Genomic DNA, 20,122 nt, shown 5'->3' with positions numbered 1-20,122 from the left:
CGCGGCTTCCCGCCGCGCGGCGGGCCGATGGGTGAGACCCTGGCTGCATGGCCGAAAGGGGCGAATCCCCCACGGTCGACTGGCCTGCCCGCCCGGACCTGAGCCTCGCGCTCAATCGGATGGGTACGTTCGACTGGGACCTCGACAGCGGGCAGATGCACCTGGACCCGACCGCACTCGAGGTCTTCGAACTGCGCCCGGAGGAGTTCACGGGCACTCCCGGCGGGCTCCGGGTGCGGATCCCGCCGGGCGAGGAGGCCCGGCTGGACGCGCGGGTCGCCCAGGCGCTCAAGGACGGGCGCAGCCACTACGGCGCCTACTTCCGGATCCGCCGCCGCGACGGCGCCCTGAGCTGGACCCACATCCAGGGCCACATCCTGCGCGGCCCGAGCGGGCGCCCGTACCGGATCATCGGGATCGTCCGGGACGCGGACCTCGACCCGGGCGAGCCGGGCGCGCGCAGCGAGCGGGACGAGGGGCGGCGCCGCATGACGGGCGTGGTCGAGCGGACCACCGCCATCCTGGCCCACGCCCGGACCGTCAACGACGTCACCGACATCCTCAAGGACCCCGCCGCGCTCGGTCACCTCGGTGCGGTCAGCATCATGCTCGGGGTGGTCGACGGCGGCCGCGTGCACCTGGTGGCGGAGGGGCAGCTGGGCACGTACGTCCCCGAGATCGAGTACACGCGCGTCGACGCGGACCTCCCGATGAGCGAGGCCGTACGCACCTTGCAGCCCGTCTACGTCACCTCCCGCGACGAGTTCGAGCGCCGCTACCCGCTGCTCTGGCGCTACATCGAGCCGCTCTCCGTGCGCAGCGGGGTCTACCTCCCGCTCATCGCCCAGGGCCGCCCGATCGGTGCGATCGGGCTGCTCTACGCGCGGGAGGGCGACTTCACCGCCGAGGAGAGCAACCTGCTGGTCGCGCTGGGCAGCGGCATCGCGCAGAGCCTCCAGCGGGCCATCCTCTTCGAGCAGGAGCACGACCTCGCCGAAGGGCTCCAGCGGGCCATGCTGCCCCGCAGCATCCCCGCGGTCCCGGGCGCGCGGATCGCCGTACGCTACCGCTCGGCGCGGATGGGGCGGGACATCGGCGGGGACTGGTACGACGTGATCCCCCTGGGCGAGGGCCGGGTCGGCGTGATGATCGGCGACGTCGAAGGCCACGACACGGACGCGGCGGCCGTCATGGGGCAGCTGCGGATCGTCCTGCGCGCGTACATCGTGGAAGGGCACACCCCGGGGACCGCGATGGCCCGGGCCTCCACCTTCCTGCGCGAGCTGGAGACGGAGCGCTTCGCCACCTGTACGTACGCGGAGATCGACCTGACCAGCGGGATGGCGCAGATCGTCCGGGCCGGGCACCTGGACCCGGTCGTGCGGCGCGGCGACGGCAGCTGCCACCGGGTGTCCGCGGCCGGCGGCCTGCCGCTGGGCCTGCCGCCGCGCGACCGGTCCGGGACCGGCTCCGGTTACCCGGTCACCACCATGGAGCTGCATCCGGGAGACGCCCTGCTGCTCTGCACGGACGGCCTGATCGAGCGGCCGGGGGCCGACGCGGACACCGGGATGCGGGAGTTCATGGAGGCGGTCCGCGACGGGCCGACCGACGTGGAGGAGTTGGCCGACGCGCTGTGCGACCTGGTCGGCGACTCCGGTACGGGCGACGACATGGCCCTCCTCGTGCTGCGCCGCCGCGGTACCCCCGCCCCGCGCGGCGGCGGCCCGCTGCGCCAGCGGCTCGACCCCGGGGACACCGACGGGCCGACGCTGGTCCGGCACCTGATCCGGGCGGCGGTGGCGGCCTGGGGCGCCCGGGACCTGGCGGACGAGATCGAGCTGGCCGCCGACGAGCTGATGACCAACGCCCTCGTGCACACCGACGGGGGCGGCCAGGTCAACCTGCGCCTCACGGTCGAGGGCCGGATCAGGATCGAGGTCGAGGACTCCTCCAGCGCCCTCCCGCGCAAGCGCGAGGCGGGCGACTGGGCGGTGTCGGGGCGCGGGTTGATGCTCGTGGACCGGCTGGCCGACGAGTGGGGGGTCGAGCCGAAGGGGGCGGGGAAGTGCGTCTGGTGCGAGTTCTCCCTCCCCGTCGCCTCGGTCGTCGCCACCGCCGACCTGCCACCGGCCGTACCCGTCCCGCCCGGGTGAACGGGCGTCAGACGAGGGCGTTCGGGCCCTGGGTGGCCTTCGCGAGCTGCATCGCCGTCAGTTTGCGCACGAAGCGGACGGCCAGCACGCCCGAGGCGAGGAACAGCAGGTCCCCGAGGATCGAGACCGTCATCGAGGTGCGCAGGGTCGTCGCGTAGTCGGACGCACCCAGCCGGTTCGCGACGAAGAACAGCAGGTGGGAGCCGGCCCAGGCGGCCCACCAGGCCACCACGGGACCGTAGGAGACGCGCCGCCACGAGCCGTCGGGCGCCGCCTGCGCGCTCGCTCCCCAGATCTCCGTGGCCGTCTTGAACGGCAGCCACAGCTGACCGATCGGGATGAACCAGCAGCCCACCGCCCAACGCGTTCCCCGACCGAAGCCCTCGGGGGCGAAGACCCCGGCGTTGACCCGCACCCGGTGGAACCAGACGAGGAAGAGGACGGCCGCCGGCAACTGCGCGGACAGCGCCAGGCTGTAGGAGATGGCGGCGAACCGGTCGGCAGCGGCGTACCCGCTCATCGCCGCCGGGGTCGGACCCTCGTCGATGAAGGTGGTGAGCGAGGCGTACAGCCGGTAGTCGGCGAAGAGTTGGGGCAGTGCGGCGAGCGTGGCAAGGGCGAGGAGCACGCTCACCGCGGTCGCCACCCCGACGGGCGAGCGCAGCACGGGCCCGGCGGGCGCATCGGATGCGTCGGGCGCATCGGGTGCGTCGGGCCCGGCGGGCGTCACGACGTCCGTGGACTCGGTCGGCCCGGTCGCCTCGGGAGAGGTTGGTACATCGGATGGTGCGGACGGAACGGCGGACATGCTGGAAGACCCCCCACGGGTACGGACGATACGGACGGGCGCGGCCTCAGAACGCGGCGTTCGGGCCCTGGACCGCCTTGGCGTGCTGCATGGCCGTCAGCCTGCGGACGAACAGGACGGCGAACACGGCCGATACGGCGGACAAGAGGCTGCCGACCGAGTCGCTGGCGCGGGCAATGAGGTTCGAACCGATGAAGGTCACCCACCAGATGGTGACGGGCGTGACGGAGACCGCGCGGGCGGAGCCGTCGGGCGCGGCCTGGACGCTGGCCCGCCAGACGTCCTGGGCGATGCGGAAGGGGAGGAAGAGGTTCACGATCGGGATGAACCAGGATCCGATGGCCCAGCCGGGCCCCTGGACGAAGAGGTCGGGCCGGAACACCCCGCCGTTCACCCGGGTCCGGTGGAACCAGACGATGAAGACAACTCCCGTACCCAGCAGCAGGACGAGCTGGGCGATCCCGACGGTGGCGTACATGAGCGCGGCCCCGGTCAGCGGGCCGTCGCCCGCGAAGTCGGCGGCGGCGTCCGTGCCGAAGCCGATCGCGGCCGCCGCGAGGTCGACCGCGCCCGCGACGGCGAGCAGGATCGTGAGGGCGGTGGCCAGCCCCTGCGGCGAGCGGAGGGCCGCGGAGGCGGGTACGGACGGACTGATGGCGTCATAGGACATGACGAAGGACCCCCCACGGGTACATATGGTGCGCATAAAGAAACCCGCCGAGGGCGGGACCTGCGCGAACATACGTCAGATGATCGTCGGCTGTCCAAGGATTTCGAGGGGCGCGCGGCGAATGGCTGAATCGACGAAATGATGGTCGTTTCGGCGGATCATCCCTCGATCGACCACCGCATCCTGCCTCAGTGTCCACACTCCGCCCGCTGCTGACGTTCCTGCTCGCCACGGCCGTGCTGGCGGGCCCCGCCCCCGGCGGCCCGACCGCCACCGCCGCGACGGGGGGCGTCGACACCGGGGGCGTCGGCACCGGGGGCGTCGGCACCGGGGGCGTCGACACCGGCGGCCCGGACGTCGGTGTCGAGACCGCCCGCTCCGGCCGTCCCCTCGCACCCGGCGTCCGCCTCGACTCCTACGACCGGCTGGAGCGCGACCGCTGGCTGCGCGTCGACGAACTCGCCGTCGACCTGGGCGCCCCGGGCGTACGGGCCGAGTACCTGGGCGGGAACGGCCCGGCCACCGTCGCCGACCTGGCGGCCCGCCACCCCGCCGGACCGGGCCGCCGGGTGGTCGCGGCCGTCAACGGCGACTTCTTCGACATCGGGGCCACGGGCGCGCCGCTGGGCCCGGGCGTCCGCGACGGCCGACTCCTGCACGCGCCCGCGCCGGGCGCGGGGGCCGCCATCGGATTCGGCGCCGACGGTACGGGGCGGATCCTGGGCCTCGGACTGACCGGCAGCGTGACCTTCCCGGCCGACCCCGCCCGGGCGCGGCCCGGGGATCCGGCGGGCGACTCCCAGCCGCTGCTCGGGTACAACACGGCCCGGCCGCCCGCCGACGGATTGCTCGCCTACACCGCCGACTGGGCCTGGGGCCCGCTCCCGGCCGCGGGCCCGGGCCCGGGAGCGGTCGCCGAGGCCGAGGTGTGGGACGGAGCGGTCACGGCGGTACGTTCGCCCGCGCGCGGCACCCCGCCCGCGCCCGGCGTCACCGTGCTGGTCGGCCGCGGCCGGGCGGCCGCCCGGGTCGCGGCCCTGCGCCCGGGGGACCCGGTGGCCGTCTCCGCGGCGGTCCGGCGCGACGACGGCGGCGCGGCCCCGCTGACGGCCGCCCTGGGCGGGCGCGCGGCCCTGGTGGTGGACGGAGTGCCGCAGGGCCACGACGGAGAGCCGAACGACACCGCCGCCCCGCGCACCGCCGTGGGCCTGGCCCGGGACGGCCGCACGCTCCGCGCCGTCACCGTCGACGGCCGTCAGCGCGACAGCGGGGGCCTCACCCTCACCGGCCTCGGGCGGCTGATGCGTGACCTCGGGGCGCACACCGCGCTCAACCTCGACGGCGGCGGCTCCACCACCCTGGTCGCCGGCCGCAGCGGGACCCTCGAACTCGACCTGGAGAACTCCCCGTCCGACGGCGCCCTCCGCAAGGTCGCCAACGGGTTGGTGCTCACCGTCCCCACCGGCGACGGCCGTGCCACCGGCTGCCGGGTCGAAGCCCTGGGCGGTGCCACCCGGGTCTTCCCCGGCCTGACCCGGACCCTCACCGCCACCGGCTACGACGCCACGCTCGGCCCGGTGGCCCCCGGCGCGGGCCGCCCCCGCTGGTCGGTGGACCCGGGCGGATCCGGCCGGGTCGCCGCCGCCGGGGTCTTCCACGCCCTGCGCCCCGGGGGCGCGGCGGTACGGGCCCGCTGCGCGGAGGCCGCAGGAGCGGTCCACCTGGACGTGCTCGGCCCGCTCACCGGCATCCGGCCGAGCACGCGACGCCTCGGTCTCGCGGATCCCGCCGAGACGGGGTCCTTCGGGCTCACCGGCCGCGACGCGCAGGGCCGGACCGCCCCGGTCGAGGCGCGGGACGTGCGGTGGGAGTACGACCGTACGCACTGGCGGGTCGCGGCGGACGGGCGCGGCGGGTTCACGCTGACCGCCCTCGTGCCGCGGGCCACCGGACGCCTCCGGGCGACCGTGGCGGCTCCGGGCGCCCCGGCGCTGACCACCGAACTCGCCGTCGGGGTGGGCCTGGTGGAGGAGGGCCTGGCGGATCTGGACGACGCGGAGCAATGGCGGGGACCCGGCGCCGGTGCGGCCCCGGGGCACACTGGGCGCGGGCTGCGCCTGGACCCCGCCTCGGCGGCCCAGGGCGTTGCCGCCGCGCTCGCGCCGCATCCCTTGCCGCTGCCGGAGTCGGCGCGGTCCCTCGGCCTCTGGGTCGAGGGAGACGGCTCCGGGGGCCGGATCACGGCCCGGCTGCGGCAGGGTGACGGAGCGGAGGTCCCGCTGCGCGGGCCCGCCGTCGACTGGACCGGCTGGCGTCGGCTCACCCTGCCCGTACCGGCGTCGGCCGAGCGCCCGCTGGTCCTCGACGGGCTCTCGGCGAGCGCCGGGTCGCGTCCCGGTGCGCTGGTCGTGGACACGGTGACCGCCGAGGGTCCCCAGGTCGCGTCGGCGCCGTCGGTCCCGGCGGCGCTCGACCCGGCCCTCGCGGCCTCGCCCGCCGAGGTCCGGGCCCGGCCCTGGCGGTTCGCCGTGCTCCCCGGCGGTCAGTCGGCGGCGGAACTGCGGCGGGCCCGGACCGAGATCCGCGCCGAACGCCCCGACCTGGTCGTGGCCTCCGGCGACGCGCCCTCTTCCGCCGTGCACCGGGGCGTACGGTTCCTGCGCCTCGACGGGGGCCACCGGACCCTGGACGGGGGCGGGCTGGAGCGGTTGCGGGCGCTGCGCGCGGGGATCGCCGCCGCGGGCCGGGAGGCCGGCACCGGAGCGCTGGTCGTCGTACAGGACGACGGGGCCGGGCCGTCACCGGTGGACCGGAAGGAGGCGGAGCTCCGGGACCGGCTGCTCGCGGAATTCCGCTGGGCGACGGGCAAGGGCGCCGCGGTGGTGACCCTCGGGGGTCCCGCGGTCGCGGTGGGCCGGGCCGAGGGCGTGCTGTCGGTGACGGTGGGGCACTCCGGGTGGGTGCTGGTGGGAGCCGACGGCGCCGTGGGCGGGGAAGCGGGCGTCGGCCGGGCGCCGCAGTGGCTCTCCGTGGAGCCGCATCCGGGGGGACCGGCGCCGGGGGCGGGGCTCAGAGGGCCACGAGGGTGACCTCGGTCGCCTTGACGCTGGTCCACACCGGGGCGCCGTCCGCCAGCCCCAGCTCGGCGGCCGCGTCCGGGGTGATCTCGGCCACCAGGTCCGGGGCCTCGGCCGAGGCGACCAGGACGCGGAGCCTGCCGCCGACCGCCGTGATCTCGCGGATGGTGCCGGGCCACACGTTGCGGGGGCTGCCGCCCGGCCGGTCCCGGTGGATCGAGACCGCTTCGGGGGCGATGATCGCGAGCGCGGGGGTCCCGTCCGGCAGGGCCTCCGCGGCCACCAGGCGGCCGCCGCCGGGCAGTTCGAGACCCTCCGCGGTGGCGCTGCCGGACCAGGCGTTGCGGCCGAGCATGCGGGCCACCCAGGGGGAGCGGGGGTGGCGGGTGACTTCGGTGGGCGGGGCGTCCTGGAGGGTGCGGCCGTCGGAGAGCACGAGGACCCGGTCGGCCAGGGACACGGCCTCGACCGGGTCGTGGGTGACGATCAGGCAGACTCCGCCGAAGCCGGAGAGGTGGCGGCGCAGGGTGTGCCGGACGTGGGCGCGGGTGGTCTGGTCGAGGGCGGCGAGGGGTTCGTCGAGGAGGAGCAGGCGGGGGCGGGCCGCGAGGGCGCGGGCGAGGGCGACGCGCTGGGCCTGACCGCCGGAGAGCTCGGCGGGCTTGCGATGGGCGAGGTGGCCGACGCCGAGGCGGTCGAGCCAGGCCCGTGCCTCGGCGCGTGCCGCGGCCCGCGGGACGCCGTGGGCGCGCAGGCCGTACGCGGTGTTGGCGAGGGCGTTCAGGTGCGGGAAGAGGGCGCCGTCCTGGGGGACCCAGGCGACCTGGCGCTTGTGCGGGGGCAGGGCGCTCACGTCGAGGTCGCCGAGGGTGAGCTCGGCGTGGGCGCGCGGGGTCAGGCCGAGCAGGGCCCGTAGGAGGGTGGTCTTGCCGGCGCCGTTCTCGCCGACCACGGCGATGGTGGTGCCGGGTTCGGCGTCCAGGGTCAGCTCGTTGAAGCCGCTCACCTCGGCGTGCAGCGGCCAGCGCTCGGCGGTGGGCGCCCCGGTGGTGATGGCGGAACCGGAAGCGGGGGAGGAAGCGGCGGCGGAAACGGACGCGGGGGAGGAAGCGGAGGCGGAAACGGAAGGGGAATCGAGAAGGGAAGCGGAGGCGGCGGCAGCGGAGGCGGCCGGTGAGCGGGCGCCGGCGAGCGGGGTTCCGGTCCACCGCCCGCGCAGCCCGATCAGGACGGCCATGGCGATGGCGAGCAGCAGGAGCGACAGCGAGGTGGCCGCCTCGGGCTGGTCCTGGAGGAGCAGGTACACCTGGAGCGGCAGGGTCTGGGTGGTGCCGGGAAGGTTGCCGGCGAAGGTGATGGTGGCGCCGAATTCGCCGAGGGCCCGGGCCCAGGTCAGGGCGGCTCCGGCGATCAGGCCCGGGGCCACCATGGGCAGGGTGACCGTGAAGAACACCCGGACCGGCGAGGCGCCGAGGGAGGACGCGGTCTCCTCGTAGCTCTGCTTGAGACCGCCGAGCGCCCCTTCCAGGCTGATGACCAGGAACGGCATCGCGACGAAGGTCGCGGCGACCACCGCACCCGAGGTGTGGAAGGGGAGGGTGATGCCGAAGGTGCCCTCCAGCCAGGGACCGAGCAGTCCGCGGCGCCCGAAGCCGAGCAGCAGGGCGACGCCGCCCACGGTCGGCGGGAGCACCATCGGCAGCAGCACCAGCGAGCGGACGAGCGGCTTTCCGGGGAACGGCACCCGGGCCAGCAGCCAGGCCAGCGGCACGCCGAGCAGGAGCGAGAGCCCGAGTGCCCAGAGCGAGACGAGGAGGGAGAGCTTGAGGGCCTCGACGACGCCGGGTGTGGTGAGGTGCGTGCCCAGTTGGCTCCACTGGGTGCGCGCGAGGATGCCGAGGAGGGGGAGGAGCAGGAAGGCGACGGCGAGCAGCGCGGGCACCGCGAGGGCGAGCGGCGGCCGGGTGCGGCTACGGGTGCGGGCACGGCCGCGGCCGGTGGGGTCGTCGTGGCGGCTGCGGAATCTGGCCATCTGCGGTGCCTGCTCTGCCTGGTGTGCCCGCCGGCGACGGGGAGTGGATGTGGATGCGCCCGTAGATGCGGATGCGGATGCGCTCGCGGATGCGGATGCGCTCACGGATGCGGATGGGGAAGAGGAACGCGGAGGGGAATGGGGAAGGGGGGCGAAGGCGAAGGGGGAGGTACTGCCTGTCCCCCCGGACCAGGCAGTACCTCCCCGTTGACCCGCTTCGGACGCCCCGCCGGAGCGGGGCGCCGACGGCTACGCCTGCTGGAAACCGGCGTCCTGGAGGATCTTCTGCGCCTCCGGGGTGCTCAGCCACGCCACGAAGGCGGCAGCGGCCTCGGCGTTCTTGGAACCCTTGAGGGCGGCGGCCGGGTAGGACGCGACGGCGTTCTGCTCGTCCGGGATGTCGACGGTCGTGATCTTGTCACCGGACTTGATGGAGTCCGTCTTGTAGACGAGACCGGCGTCGGCCTCGCCCAGCTCGACCTTGCTCAGCACGGCGCGGACGTTCGGCTCCTGCGAGACCGGCTTCACCTCGATCTTCTGTGCGTCGAGGATCTGCTTGCTGTAGCGGCCGACCGGGACCTCGGGGGCCGCGAGGACCACCTTGATCTTGGTGTCGGCGAGGTCCTTGAGGGCCGCGATCTTGAAGGGGTTGCCCTTGCCGGCGGCGATGACCAGGCGGTTCTTCGCGATCACCTTCGGGTCGTTGACCTCGGCCTTGAGGCCGTCCATGGTCTTGGTGTCGGCGGTCACCAGCGCGTCGGCCGGAGCGCCCTGCTTCACCTGGGCGGCCAGTTCCTGCGAACCGGCGAAGGAGAAGGTGATCTTCGTGCCGGGGTGGGCCTTCTCGTACGCGGCGCCGGCCGTCTTGAAGACGTCGGTCAGCGAGGAGGCGGCCAGGACCGTCAGGTTGGCGGCCTTCGGCGCGGCGGCCGAGGGGGAGGCGGAGGCGCTCGCGCTCGCGCCGTCGGCGGCGGGCTTCTTCGCCTCGTCCTTGCCGCAGGCGGTCAGCGGGACGAGCAGGGCGGCGCCCAGCACGGCGGCGGTGGCGCGGCGACGGTTGATGCGGGTGGAGAACATGGGAACAGCTCCTCGGGTCTGGCAAGGACCCGCGCCGGTGACGGGCGGAGCGGGTGGAAGTGGGGACGTGCGGTGGTGCGTCGGCGCGTCGAGCCGTGATGCGGTGGCGCGGTGATGCCGTCGTGCGGTGGTGCGGTGGTGCGGTGGGGCAGTCATGCGGTGGTGCCGTGCGTACGAGCGGTACGTGGTGCGGCGCCGTGCGGTGGCCGTCAGGTGCGGTCGATGTGGACGCTGGTGGACTTCACGCGGGCGGTGGCCTGCATGCCGACCTCCAGCCCCAGCTCCTCGACGGCCTCCCGGGTGAGCAGGGAGACCAAGCGGTGGGGACCGGCCTGGATCTCGACCTGGGCCGCGACGTCGCCGAGCTTGACGGCGGTCACGATCCCCGGGAAGGCGTTGCGGGCGGAGGTGTACGGCTCGCCGTCCTCCAGGTGGGCGCCCTGGCCCACCTCAACGGAGAAGGCCGCGAGGTCGCGGCCGTCGATGAGTCGTCGGCCGCCCTCGTCGCGATGGGTCGCGACCCTGCCGGCGTCGGCCCAGCGGCGAGCGGTGTCGGGGCTGACGCCGAGCAAGCGCGCGGCCTGCCCGATGGTGTAGGACTGCATGTGCGACAAGGTAGGGGCGCATCCGGCGCGTTTGCAACTTCATTGGGATGACCTACATGGCAGATGCCATGCCGGTTGTCGCATCCGACGAACTTCGGGCGGGGCGGCCGGGTCGATAGAGTCGGCGCATGGCTGATGAGGGAACGGCAACGGGAACGGCACGGGTGGACAGCTGGATCTGGTCGGTACGGCTGACCAAGACCCGCTCGCTCGCGGCCGCCGCCTGCCGGGCGGGGCACGTGAAGGTCAACGGCGAACGCGCCAAGCCGGCCCAGGCGGTCGGTCCGGGCGACGAGGTGCGCCTCTTCCACGCCGGGCGCGAGCGGATCGTCGTGGTCCGGCGCGCCGTCACGAAGCGGGTCGGCGCGCCCGTCGCCGCCGAGTGCCTGACGGACAACAGCCCGCCGCCGCCCACGCCCGTCGAGGCGGCCGTCGTGGGCATCCGCGACCGGGGCGCGGGCCGTCCCACCAAGCGCGAGCGCCGCGAGATCGAAGGCCTGCGGGGGCGCTGAGGCGCGGTCGGCGGGGCCGACGGTTGGGCGGGTGGGCGGGCGGCGGCGGGGCCGGGGCTCACGCCTTCCGGTAGTCGTACGCCTCGCCCGCCGCCGCGGCCACGGCCTCCAGCGGGGCCCCGGTCGACGCGGTCACCACGGCGGCCACCGCGCCCTCCAGGAACGGCGCGTCCAGCAGCCGCGAGCCCGGTGGCAGCTCCTCGTCCAGCAGCAGTGCCTTGACGGTCAGCACCGAACTGCCGAGGTCCGCGATCAGCGCCACCCCGGCGCCCCGGTCCACCGACCGGGCCGCCGCCACGATCAGCTCGGCGCTCGTGCCCAGCGCGCCGTCGGCCGTGCCGTCGGGCATGCCGCCCGCGGCGGCCACCGGGGCGGCGGAGCCCCCCGCGGCCAGACCGCGGGCCAGCTCCGCCACCGAGCGGGCGACCGCCGCGCTGTGCGACACCAGCACGATCCCGACGAGCGCCGCGTCCGCTTCCCCGCTCACTGCCCCGCCTCCGCCGGACCGTCCGCCGCATCCGCCGTATCCGCGAGCGCGCGCAGCAGCAGGGCGGCCGAGGTGGCACCCGGGTCCTGGTGCCCGATGCTCCGCTCGCCCAGGTAGCTCGCCCGGCCCTTGCGGGCCTGCAGCGGTACGGTCGCCAGCGCGCCGCCCTCCGCGGCCGCCGCCGCCGCGCGGTAGGACGTACTCAGCTCCGCGACCCCCGGTACCAGCGCGTCCAGCATCGTCTTGTCGCCCGGGGCGCCCCCGCCCAGCTGCGCGACGGCGCCCACCCCCGCGTACAGGGCCCCCCGCACCTCCGCGTCCGAGACCTCGGCGGCGTCGCCGAGTTCCTTGCCGGTGCGCCGCAGCAGGGTGCCGTACAGCGGGCCCGAGGCGCCGCCCACCACCCCGATCAGGGTCCGCCCGGCCAGCTGGAGCACGGCTCCGGGCGAGGGCGGCCGCTGGGCGTCGATCTCGGCGCGCACCGCCAGGAAACCCCGCAGCAGATTGCTGCCGTGGTCGGCGTCGCCGATGGGGGAGTCCAGTTCCGTCAACCGGTCCGCCTCGCGTTCCACCGAGGCGGCCGTCGCGGCCATCCAGCGCCCGAAGAACTCCGCGTCCCGCACCACGTCACGCACCGGATCTCCTCGCAGTCGATCACCCGTCAGCCTGCTTTCCCCGCAGCCTACTTCGCGGCCCGTTTCGCGCCGGTCAACGCCCCCAGCGCAGAGCGGTGGTCTGCACGGGCGCGTCCCACAGCCGCAGCAGTTCCTCGTCGGCGCGGCACAGGGTGACCGAACACCCCGCCATGTCCAGGGCCGTGACGTAGTTGCCGACCAGGGCGCGGGCCACGGGCACGCCGCGCTCCGCCAGCACCCGGGCCACCTCGGCGTGGAAGCCGTACAGCTCCAATAGCGGGGTCGCGCCCATCCCGTTGACCAGCGCGAGCACCGGCCCGCCGACCGGACCCACCTCGTCCAGCTCCCGCAGCACGGCCTCCACCGCCACCTCCGCGATCTCCCGCGCGCTCATCATCGGGCGCCGCTCCCGCCCGGGCTCGCCGTGGATCCCGATGCCCAGTTCCAGCTCGCCCTGCGGCAGGGTGAAGGTCGGGCCGCCCTTGGCGGGGGTGCTGCACGGGCCCAGGGCGACGCCGAAGCTGCGCGAGGACGCGTTCACGCGCCGCGCGAGCGCCGCGACCCGGTCCAGCGGCGCGCCCTCCTCGGCCGCCGCCCCGGCGATCTTCTCGACGAAGAGGGTGGCGCCGGTGCCGCGCCGACCGGCCGTGTGCAGGCTGTCGGTGACCGCGACGTCGTCGTTCACCAGGACCTGCTCGATCCGGAGCCCGTCCTCCTCGGCGAGCTCGGCGGCCATCTCGAAATTGAGGACGTCCCCCGTGTAGTTCTTGACGACGAACAGCACCCCCTGCCCGCTGTCCACGGCGGTCGCGGCCCGCAGCATCTGGTCGGGCACGGGCGAGGTGAACACCTCTCCGGGGCAGGCCGCCGACAACATGCCGTACCCCACGAAACCGGCGTGCAGCGGCTCGTGCCCGGACCCGCCGCCCGAGACCACCCCGACCCGCCCGCCCCCGCGCACGTCCCGGCGCACGACGATCCGCCGCTCCACGTCCACCTCCAGCTCGGGATGGGCGGCGGCCATCCCCCGCAACGCGTCGGCGACGACGGTCTCCGGACTGTTGATCAGCATCCTCATGCGCATCTCCCGGTGGGGTGAAGGGGCGACTCTCTGCTGACTTCGATGACGCCCCGTCAGGCAACATGTCGACGGCGCGCTGTTCACGTCGACGGTAGGCGAGCCCACCCCGCAGCAACAGGCAGATGGGGTCCCGGGCGTGGCACAGGGCCCGGGCAGAGCCGCCGCCGGCAGGCGGAACCCCTTCCCCACGGCCCCCTTGCCGGTGGTCGGCTGGGACCAGTTGCGGTGCCGATTCCAACCAGTGCTCAAGTGGGCGCGAATGCGATATCTCCCGTGTCCCCGTGTCCCCGTGTTCGCCTGGAGGGTTCGAGCTGTCAGGCCGGCCGGGTCAGGCGCCCATGTGGATATGGGCGGACCATAGGGTGGGGAAGCGGGGGAAGCGGTCGCGGAAGGCGCGGGTCGTTCGGTGGAGCTGGAGCGCCGTGAGGTCGGCGTCGAAGGCGGCCCCGGGGAACTGCCCGTAGAAATGGGCGGCGATCTCGGCGGCGACGGTGTCGTCGACCTGCCACAGGGTGCCCACGACATGAGGGAAGCCGGCGAGCTGGAAGGCCGAGACCACGTGTATCGCCTCGTCTGCCAGTTCGGGGGTGGTCACGGCGGTGTTACAGGCCGACAGGTAGGCGAACTCCGATTTCTCCAGGCGCAGGCGCGAGATTTCCAGCACCGTGAGGGGCTTGGACCGATGGTCGTGGACCAGTAGCCGGCTGCGGGACGGGTCCTCGGAGTCGGTGTCGGCATGGCATGCGAAGTGCGCCCATGGGGTCGTGGCGAGGGCCGCGAGGACAGAGTCCCGGGTTGCCTGCGGGCCGACCAAGGGGTGTGCCGAGGGAAACAGGGTGCTCAGGTGGCGGTTCTCGGCCAGGGCCGCCGGCAGCTCCGTCTCCCCGGGCGTTTGGGGCATCGCAATGGAGAGCAGGTGCGGCGGCTCGCCGCGGCGGGCCGGGAGCCTGCGGGACCGGTCCTGCCGGGCGCGCTGCGTGCGGGCATGTGCCAGCGCGCGCACGGTGGGGGCATACGAGGACACCACCCGGTCGAGCACCGTACGCCTCGGCCCCCGCGTGGGGTCGTCACGATGGTGGCCGGCCGCATGTAGGGGAAAGAAGGCCAGCGGACCGCAGGGGATCCACCACAGCCGCGCGGGCTCCCGTTCGAGGACCGGACCGGTGAGGCCGAGACGGTCGAGGACGGGTCCGGCCAGCTGGTCCCAGAGCCAGGGCAGGAGCTCCCCGGCCACGGCCTGCTCCACGGCGAGGCGCGCGTGGCCGGACGAGGAGAGGGCGTCCAGGTGTTCGTGCAGGGTGGCCAGCCGGGTGTGGAGTTCCTCGTACGAGACGCCGGGCAGCTCGCAGACCTGGACACCGGCACCGGTCAGCAGCAGTGCGTCGCTCCGGTAGCGGCTGACGTTGAGCATCACGATCGGTCCGCCGTGCGCCTCGGCGACTAGCTCCTCCGCCCGGGCCGACCGCAGGAAGTCGTCCAGGCCGGGCAGGTCCCGGATCGTCTGAGGACGGTCTCCAGTTCGTGGGCCAGCCGTCGGCGCAGGTCGGGGGCGTCCTCGTGCGCGTCGATCGCGTCCTCGGGGCCGGGTTCGGGGTCGCCGTCCAGCCGGGCGCAGAGCCGTTCGAAGCGGTCCGAGAGGTCGGGGTCGCGCTCGTGCAGCAGCGTGAGGTCGCCGCGGGACTCCAATGCCTGGGCGGCGAGTACGCCACGGCCCGTCTCGAGCAGTTCGGCGGCGGCCGAGGCGGGGTGCCCGGCCATCAGGGCGCAGGCGGCCGCGTCCGCCGTGAGGCGGGCGTATGCGACGAGTTGGCTTGCCGCGTCCCGGCGAGCCAGGCCCCGGGCGGCGAGGCGGGGCAACAGGTCGACGCCGAGGGCGAAGAGTCGGGCGGCCCGGGCCGGCAGGCCCGCGGTCATGGCCAGCTCCCCGCCCTGCCGGGCCATCTCCACCCGGTCAGGGGTCGGGGCAGTGTCCCTGGCCGCGGCGGTCTCCAACAGCCCGAGTGCCTCTGCCACGGCCCCCCGGTCGTCGGTGCCCGATCCGTGGGTGGAGAGTGCGGCAGCCAGGTTCGCCTCGACGCGTGAGCGGCTTCCGTCGTCCTGCCCGATCTCGGCTACGGCCCTGCGGCCCACGCGTATCGCCTCGGTGAGCGGCGCCGGGTCGCCGGTGCGGTCGTGCAGGGCGCCCAGGGAGCTCGTCAGGTTCGCCAGCAGTGCAGCCCGAACGGAGGACGGCACGGGGCCGTCGACGGATGCGGCGACGGCCTGGCGTTGGAGGTCGACGGCCTCGCGCAGGCGGTCGAGGTCGGGGAGCCGGTCGGGGTCGGCCTCGGCGGTGCGCTTGAGGGACACGGCGAGGTTCGTCAGGTGTGCCCACCGCGTGGGTGCCCCCGAGGGGAGCAGGGCCAGGCCGATCCGGCCCGCGGTGACGGCCTCGTCGAGCAGGGCCGGGTCCGCGGTGCGCTCGTAGCGGTCGTTGAGCAACGAGACGAGCGTGGCGTAGTGCTCGGCGGCCTCCGGATCGTCGTCGGGCGTCTCGCGGAGGAGGGCCGCCATGATGTCCGAGGCCTCGTCGAGGGCCCGGGGGTCGCCTGTCTGGCGCGCGGTCTCCTGGAGCAGGACGGCGAGTTGGTGTCGGCAGAGCCGATGGCGCCGCGTACCGGGCCAGGAGGCGCCTAGCGCCCGGCGCAGGGCGGCGATCCCGAAGTAGGCGGCCCGGGCATCGCCGGTTTGGGCGTACTGCCGGCGCAGCATGAGGGCGGCGCGTTCGAGCTGATCGGTCGATGCCTCGCGGGGGTTCGCCATGACGCGCACGACGAGGCCGGCGGCACCGACCGCCTCGGACAGCAGGAGCGGATCGCCGATGTCGGCGGAGAGCGCGTCGTGCAGGTCCTTCGGGGCGGTGAGGGTGCCGCGGTGCCCGAGCGCCAGGGCCTCCTCGCGCTCGGCCGGGTCACCCGTGTGTTCGGACAGGATGTGCAGGGCCGTGGCGAGGATGCCGCAGCGGTGCTCCAGCGTGTCCGGACGGGAAGCGGCGGCCATCGCGTTGCGCGCGGCGCTGATCGTGAGCCGGGCGGTATGCGCATCGCAGCCGTTGGCGAGCCGGGTGCCCAGTGCCTCCAGCAGGTCGTCCCAGGAGGCGCTGCCGGGCGGTCCCTCCAGCGGTTGCCGCTCCCCGAGCCGTTCGAGCAGCGCCTGCGGGACGGGCAGTACGGCGCCGGAGTCACGTACGAGTTGGAGGAGTACGCCCGCCGTCCGTAGTTCGCCAACAGTGCGTTCGTCGGCGGCGGCCATGGCGCGGTGCCAGAGCGCGAGCCCGACGAGGTGGCTGGTCTCCACGATGTCCCGGGCCTCGGTCGTCTCGGTGAACAGGGCGACCGTCTCGGTCAGGACCTCCTCACCGAGGAATCCGTACGGGCCGCCGTCGGCGAGCCGCGAGCGCAGAGCCGTTACCCGTCGATCCCTCACGTGCCCCCACCCCTCGTGGCCCGTTGTCCCCGTGAATGTCAACGTGTGCTGATGCAGGCTAGATTGACGATATGTCAGAGTATTCCGAAGTCGTTCGATCCACGATCCTCGACGCTGCCGAGCAAACGCTTCGCCGGACGAGCTTCTACATCAAGCCCCAGGTCTGGATGCTGTGCGAGGACATGGAGCAGCCGGTGGCCGGCTATCTGACCTGCCGGGACTTCCGGCGTGGAGCGGACGCCGCGAAGGCGATCGGGGATCTTGGGCTCTTCCCCTCGCAACTCGCGGCGACACGTCTCATCGTCGCCTGGGAGGACGCCGATCTGCGCACCGCGCTTGAACTGCCCGGCGAGCCGTACGCCCACGCCTACGTCACGCTGGAGGCGAGCTTCACCGACCACGTCCTGCACTGGCACCCCTTCGAGCAGGAGGAGACGGACATACCGAACGAGATCCGGTTGCCCACCGTCATACCGCACTGGGGAACACCCGCTCGCTACGAGAACGTCCCGCTCCTTCCGCCGATTCAGCACCTGCTCGACGTGTGGCGTGAGCTCCGGGGCGGAGACATGTGGGAGACGGCCCGGGGTCAGGAGGGATCCGGATACCGGCTCGTCATGTTCGAGCGGTAGCCGGTGGTGGGTCCTCCGTCGCCGGGGGTGCGACGGGTGTCGAGGCACCCGCGGGGCCGGGTGGCGGGGGCGGGGGCTCCTCCGGGTCGTCCGGCGCCCCGAGCGGCTGGTGACCGCGAGGGGTGCTGCCCCGCTCGATGAACTCCCGTTCCGCGTCGGTCAGTCCGTCATCCGCCGTCGACATCCGCGCCCCTTTCCGGAGTCTTGACCATTTCCAGGATGTCAACGTCCGACAGCCGCAGATAGATCCCGTCCGTCCCCTCGACCCGGGCACCGAACGAGCCGTCCGGACCCATCTGGTACGACCACTGCAGGTAGAGGTCCGGATCGCGCGGATAGCCCGACGCATACGACCGCGAACCGAACCAGCCCCCGACCCACGTGCCGTCCTTCAGTCGGGCGCGGACGAAGCACGGCCCGGCGTCCCGCGCGCCGAGCGCGTAGTCCCAGGCCGTCGGCACGGGCCGGTACGCCGTACGGGCCTTGCGCCGCTCGGCGTGGGTGACGGCTGCGGCGGCCGCGGCTGGGACGCCGAGGAACAGCACTAGCGCCCACAGCCCGACCGCACGCGGATGTGTGGCGACCAGCTGAGTCAGCGCCGACAGCCCGGACTTCCCGGGCCCCTTCGCCTGCCGCCAGGCCGCCACCAGGGCGGGCCCGGCGACAATCGCATAGAGCCCGTTCAGGGCCACGCTCGCGGTGATCGCGCGGAGCATCCGCTCACCGAGCTGGGCCTCCGAGGCCACCGGCCCACGCCATCGCTCCCGCAAGAACTGGTAGGTCAGCCCAGGCAGGAGCAGCAGCACCAGGGCCGCGAACTGGGCGATTGTGGACGGTGGTTGCATGCATTTCTCCCCCGGATCAGCGGCCCTCATGGTAGTCGCGCCGCAGGTGGACGGACGGACAGCCGGCCAGCCCGCGGGCCGAAAGACCGCGTTCGCTCACGGGGCGACCCTGGAGTCGCGCCGAAGGTCATCCACTGCTCGTACGGGAAGGCAAGGAACAAGCTCAAGCCGTACGGATGAAGATGGTGCGGGAGAGAGTTCAGCTGTGCGTGTCAGGAGTCCGTGCGAGGCGCCACTTGGATATGACTCACGATGTGGCTGTCGAAGCTCAGCATGTCAAGGAACTCAGGAATGCTTATGGCAGGGCCCTTGATGAAGGAGATACGCGCTTCAAGTATGACTGGCTGTCGATGCGGCTGCGTTCTTTGGTGCTACCTGGCCGACCTGGGCCGCAGCGGTAGGAGCGGCGTTCACGGCATGGGGGGCCACGGCGGCTGCGGCGGGAGAGGCGTTTGGTGCGATCGTTGTCCCGATCGTGCTCGGAGTATTTTCATTTGGTGCCCTGGCCTCTCACGCATTCAGAGCTTCCGCGACTGCGGCTGAGAAGGTGGGGCAAACGGGAGGGAAGATCGTAGGTTTCCTGTTTGCGCGAGCCGGAGCCGTTGGAGTGGCTGCGGAGGAGGTTGTCGAGCGCAATATCCGCGTAGCTCTGACAGAGCTGGGCGCTCAGCACGGGACGGCCCCCGATCAGCTCTCTCGCCCGGCTCCTATCGTCCGCCACCTACGCCTCGCGGCCTACGCCGGAGTGTGGGCTGCGCTGGGGGTGTTCGTCATCAGTGTCGGGTTCTTCGCGCTGGGCGTTGCGGACGCGTGGAACGACTTCACCTGCACCCCAGGGAACAAGTTCTCGTTCCTGTGCACAGATACGTGAGGGCACCGGCCGACCCGGACGGAGCTGGTCCGCACGCCGTCGGTTCGCCGTGGGACCCGCTTGACCCGTTCCCGGACGGCGCTGACGTCGCCATCTGGACCGGGCGGCTGCGCTGCGCAGCGCTGGAGGCCTCCCGACCTGGGGAAATGGGCGGGGCCCCTGTTATCGTGCGCCGATGTCAACGATCAGACAGATCCAAGTAACCATCGACTGCGCGGAGCCCGCGCGCCTCGCCGACTTCTGGTGCGAGGTGCTGGGGTACGTCCTGCCGCCGGTCCCGGAGGGGTTCGCCACGTGGGAGGAGTGCCTCGGCTCGCTGCCGCCCGAGGACGAGGCCTATTTCGCGTGCACCGATCCCTCGGGCGCGGGCCCGCGCCTGCTCTTCCAGCGAGTTCCCGAGGGCAAGGTCGTCAAGAACCGGGTGCACCTCGATGTGCGGGTCGGCACCGGGCTCGTGGGTGATGAGCGGCTGGCCACGCTCGAGGCCGAGTGCGCGCGGCTGACGGCGCTCGGCGGGAAGCACGTGCTGACGCAGCGCGCCGATGGCGTCAACGAGTCGTGCATCACGATGCAGGACATCGAGGGCAACGAGTTCTGCCTCGCCTGATCCTCCTCCTCCGGGACCGCGAGGTGGGCAAGCGTCCGCGGCCCTCGGGGCAGCCGCAATCGGCTGCCCCGAAGGCCGGTTCCGGGTCAGACCCAGAGCTGCCACTGGTTGCCGGCATTGCACTCGTGCATGTACACGGAGGTTCCGTTGCTGTCGAGGCATTCCTGCGTCTGCCGGTTCCGCAGCTTCCACCCCGCGCCGGTGTCGATCTCGTCCCAGCGCTGGTAGTTGTTGCCGCTGCACGGCTCCATGTAGACGTCGTGGTCGGTGTAGGCCGTCATGCAGTAGTCCTGCTTGGACCGGTCCTTCTCCAGCCAGCTCCCGTCGCTCAGGTGAACGTCGTAGAAGGGCTCGTAGGAGCATTCCTGAACGTAGACGTCGTCCGGGTTGCCCTTCCAATCCCGGTGGACCTGGAGGCACTTGTTCGTGGGTTTGTGGTCCCAGTGGACGAACCCGTCGGCGCGGGCCACGGAGCTCATCGCGAGGACGAGGATCGGGGCGAGCGCAGCCGTTCCGGCCGCCTGCGCCATGCGCTTGATGTTCACGTCTGAATTCCCCGTTT

The 20,122-nt window shown here is 73.5% G+C and carries 17 protein-coding genes; 5 read left to right on the top strand and 12 right to left on the bottom strand.

Annotated features, from left to right (window positions below; genetic code table 11):
- Positions 1-47 precede the first annotated feature (47 nt).
- Complete coding sequence (locus ACFWAR_RS11585) at positions 48-2,156, top strand: SpoIIE family protein phosphatase (protein WP_385775662.1); 2,109 nt, start codon at positions 48-50, stop codon at positions 2,154-2,156.
- Between the two features lie 7 nt (positions 2,157-2,163).
- On the opposite strand, the gene ACFWAR_RS11580 is transcribed toward ACFWAR_RS11585, so the two are convergent.
- Positions 2,164-2,823 (bottom strand): DUF4328 domain-containing protein, encoded by a 660-nt coding sequence (locus tag ACFWAR_RS11580; protein ID WP_385775660.1) that lies wholly within the window; start codon positions 2,821-2,823, stop codon positions 2,164-2,166.
- Between the two features lie 187 nt (positions 2,824-3,010).
- A complete protein-coding gene (locus ACFWAR_RS11575; protein WP_385775659.1) occupies positions 3,011-3,634 on the bottom strand; it encodes a DUF4328 domain-containing protein in 624 nt (207 codons plus the stop codon).
- A 191-nt stretch (positions 3,635-3,825) separates the two neighbouring features.
- Between ACFWAR_RS11575 and ACFWAR_RS11570 the strand changes: the two genes are divergently transcribed.
- A complete protein-coding gene (locus tag ACFWAR_RS11570; protein ID WP_385775657.1) occupies positions 3,826-6,723 on the top strand; it encodes a phosphodiester glycosidase family protein in 2,898 nt (965 codons plus the stop codon).
- Here ACFWAR_RS11570 and ACFWAR_RS11565 read toward each other — a convergent pair.
- From ACFWAR_RS11565 to ACFWAR_RS11555, 3 genes are all read right to left on the bottom strand, one after another.
- Entirely contained in the window at positions 6,704-8,743 is a 2,040-nt protein-coding gene (locus tag ACFWAR_RS11565; RefSeq protein WP_385775655.1) for an ABC transporter permease, read from the bottom strand. The two genes, ACFWAR_RS11570 and ACFWAR_RS11565, sit on opposite strands and share 20 nt — an antisense overlap.
- 249 nt (positions 8,744-8,992) lie before the next feature.
- Positions 8,993-9,820, bottom strand: coding sequence for a molybdate ABC transporter substrate-binding protein (gene modA / locus ACFWAR_RS11560; RefSeq protein ID WP_385775653.1), 828 nt, complete (start codon positions 9,818-9,820; stop codon positions 8,993-8,995).
- A gap of 209 nt (positions 9,821-10,029) precedes the next feature.
- Positions 10,030-10,425, bottom strand: coding sequence for a molybdopterin-binding protein (locus tag ACFWAR_RS11555; protein ID WP_385775651.1), 396 nt, complete (start codon positions 10,423-10,425; stop codon positions 10,030-10,032).
- Between the two features lie 128 nt (positions 10,426-10,553).
- Between ACFWAR_RS11555 and ACFWAR_RS11550 the strand changes: the two genes are divergently transcribed.
- Positions 10,554-10,937 carry an RNA-binding S4 domain-containing protein gene (locus ACFWAR_RS11550; RefSeq protein WP_385775649.1) on the top strand — a complete coding sequence of 128 codons (384 nt, stop codon included), beginning with the start codon at positions 10,554-10,556 and terminating at the stop codon, positions 10,935-10,937.
- Positions 10,938-10,995: 58 nt separating this feature from the next.
- Here ACFWAR_RS11550 and ACFWAR_RS11545 read toward each other — a convergent pair whose 3' ends face one another.
- The 5 genes from ACFWAR_RS11545 to ACFWAR_RS11525 all read right to left on the bottom strand — a co-directional run bounded on the left by ACFWAR_RS11545 (position 10,996) and on the right by ACFWAR_RS11525 (position 16,605).
- Positions 10,996-11,424 (bottom strand): PTS-dependent dihydroxyacetone kinase phosphotransferase subunit DhaM, encoded by a 429-nt coding sequence (locus ACFWAR_RS11545; protein ID WP_385775647.1) that lies wholly within the window; start codon positions 11,422-11,424, stop codon positions 10,996-10,998.
- Positions 11,421-12,047, bottom strand: coding sequence for a dihydroxyacetone kinase subunit DhaL (gene dhaL, locus ACFWAR_RS11540; protein ID WP_385775772.1), 627 nt, complete (start codon positions 12,045-12,047; stop codon positions 11,421-11,423). The genes ACFWAR_RS11545 and dhaL overlap by 4 nt, the downstream gene beginning before the upstream one ends.
- An 85-nt stretch (positions 12,048-12,132) precedes the next feature.
- The gene (gene dhaK / locus ACFWAR_RS11535; protein WP_385775645.1) at positions 12,133-13,137 is read right to left on the bottom strand and encodes a dihydroxyacetone kinase subunit DhaK; all 1,005 of its coding nucleotides are present in this window, start codon (positions 13,135-13,137) and stop codon (positions 12,133-12,135) included.
- Between the two features lie 331 nt (positions 13,138-13,468).
- Entirely contained in the window at positions 13,469-14,551 is a 1,083-nt protein-coding gene (locus ACFWAR_RS11530) for a CHAT domain-containing protein (RefSeq protein ID WP_385775769.1), read from the bottom strand.
- Positions 14,552-14,580: 29 nt separating this feature from the next.
- On the bottom strand, positions 14,581-16,605 hold the full coding sequence (locus ACFWAR_RS11525) for a hypothetical protein (RefSeq protein WP_385775642.1): 2,025 nt from the start codon (positions 16,603-16,605) through the stop codon (positions 14,581-14,583).
- Between the two features lie 71 nt (positions 16,606-16,676).
- On the opposite strand from ACFWAR_RS11525, the gene ACFWAR_RS11520 reads away from it, so the two are divergent.
- A complete protein-coding gene (locus tag ACFWAR_RS11520; protein ID WP_385775639.1) occupies positions 16,677-17,237 on the top strand; it encodes a hypothetical protein in 561 nt (186 codons plus the stop codon).
- 167 nt (positions 17,238-17,404) lie between these two features.
- On the opposite strand, the gene ACFWAR_RS11515 is transcribed toward ACFWAR_RS11520, so the two are convergent.
- On the bottom strand, positions 17,405-18,082 hold the full coding sequence (locus tag ACFWAR_RS11515) for a DUF6338 family protein (protein ID WP_385775636.1): 678 nt from the start codon (positions 18,080-18,082) through the stop codon (positions 17,405-17,407).
- Positions 18,083-19,128: 1,046 nt separating this feature from the next.
- Between ACFWAR_RS11515 and ACFWAR_RS11510 the strand changes: the two genes are divergently transcribed.
- Positions 19,129-19,560, top strand: coding sequence for a VOC family protein (locus tag ACFWAR_RS11510; protein ID WP_385775633.1), 432 nt, complete (start codon positions 19,129-19,131; stop codon positions 19,558-19,560).
- Between the two features lie 86 nt (positions 19,561-19,646).
- Here the strand turns inward: ACFWAR_RS11510 and ACFWAR_RS11505 are convergent, their stop codons facing one another.
- Positions 19,647-20,105 (bottom strand): ricin-type beta-trefoil lectin domain protein, encoded by a 459-nt coding sequence (locus ACFWAR_RS11505; RefSeq protein ID WP_385775630.1) that lies wholly within the window; start codon positions 20,103-20,105, stop codon positions 19,647-19,649.
- Positions 20,106-20,122: the final 17 nt, after the last annotated feature.

The sequence above is a fragment of the Streptomyces sp. NPDC059917 genome (assembly GCF_042730635.1).
In the GTDB taxonomy this organism is placed as follows: domain Bacteria; phylum Actinomycetota; class Actinomycetes; order Streptomycetales; family Streptomycetaceae; genus Streptomyces.
This window is presented reverse-complemented; position numbering and strand designations above follow the sequence as displayed.

Excerpts from the sequence above, each read along its gene's own strand:
- ACFWAR_RS11515 (WP_385775636.1), bottom strand. The coding sequence starts at position 18,082 with ATGCAACCACCGTCCACAATCGCCCAGTTCGCGGCCCTGGTGCTGCTG.
- ACFWAR_RS11520 (WP_385775639.1), top strand. The coding sequence starts at position 16,677 with ATGTCAGAGTATTCCGAAGTCGTTCGATCCACGATCCTCGACGCTGCC.
- ACFWAR_RS11575 (WP_385775659.1), bottom strand. The coding sequence starts at position 3,634 with ATGTCCTATGACGCCATCAGTCCGTCCGTACCCGCCTCCGCGGCCCTC.
- ACFWAR_RS11565 (WP_385775655.1), bottom strand. The coding sequence starts at position 8,743 with ATGGCCAGATTCCGCAGCCGCCACGACGACCCCACCGGCCGCGGCCGT.
- dhaK (WP_385775645.1), bottom strand. The coding sequence starts at position 13,137 with ATGAGGATGCTGATCAACAGTCCGGAGACCGTCGTCGCCGACGCGTTG.
- ACFWAR_RS11550 (WP_385775649.1), top strand. The coding sequence starts at position 10,554 with ATGGCTGATGAGGGAACGGCAACGGGAACGGCACGGGTGGACAGCTGG.
- ACFWAR_RS11510 (WP_385775633.1), top strand. The coding sequence starts at position 19,129 with ATGTCAACGATCAGACAGATCCAAGTAACCATCGACTGCGCGGAGCCC.
- ACFWAR_RS11530 (WP_385775769.1), bottom strand. The coding sequence starts at position 14,551 with ATGCTCAACGTCAGCCGCTACCGGAGCGACGCACTGCTGCTGACCGGT.
- modA (WP_385775653.1), bottom strand. The coding sequence starts at position 9,820 with ATGTTCTCCACCCGCATCAACCGTCGCCGCGCCACCGCCGCCGTGCTG.
- ACFWAR_RS11555 (WP_385775651.1), bottom strand. The coding sequence starts at position 10,425 with ATGCAGTCCTACACCATCGGGCAGGCCGCGCGCTTGCTCGGCGTCAGC.
- ACFWAR_RS11585 (WP_385775662.1), top strand. The coding sequence starts at position 48 with ATGGCCGAAAGGGGCGAATCCCCCACGGTCGACTGGCCTGCCCGCCCG.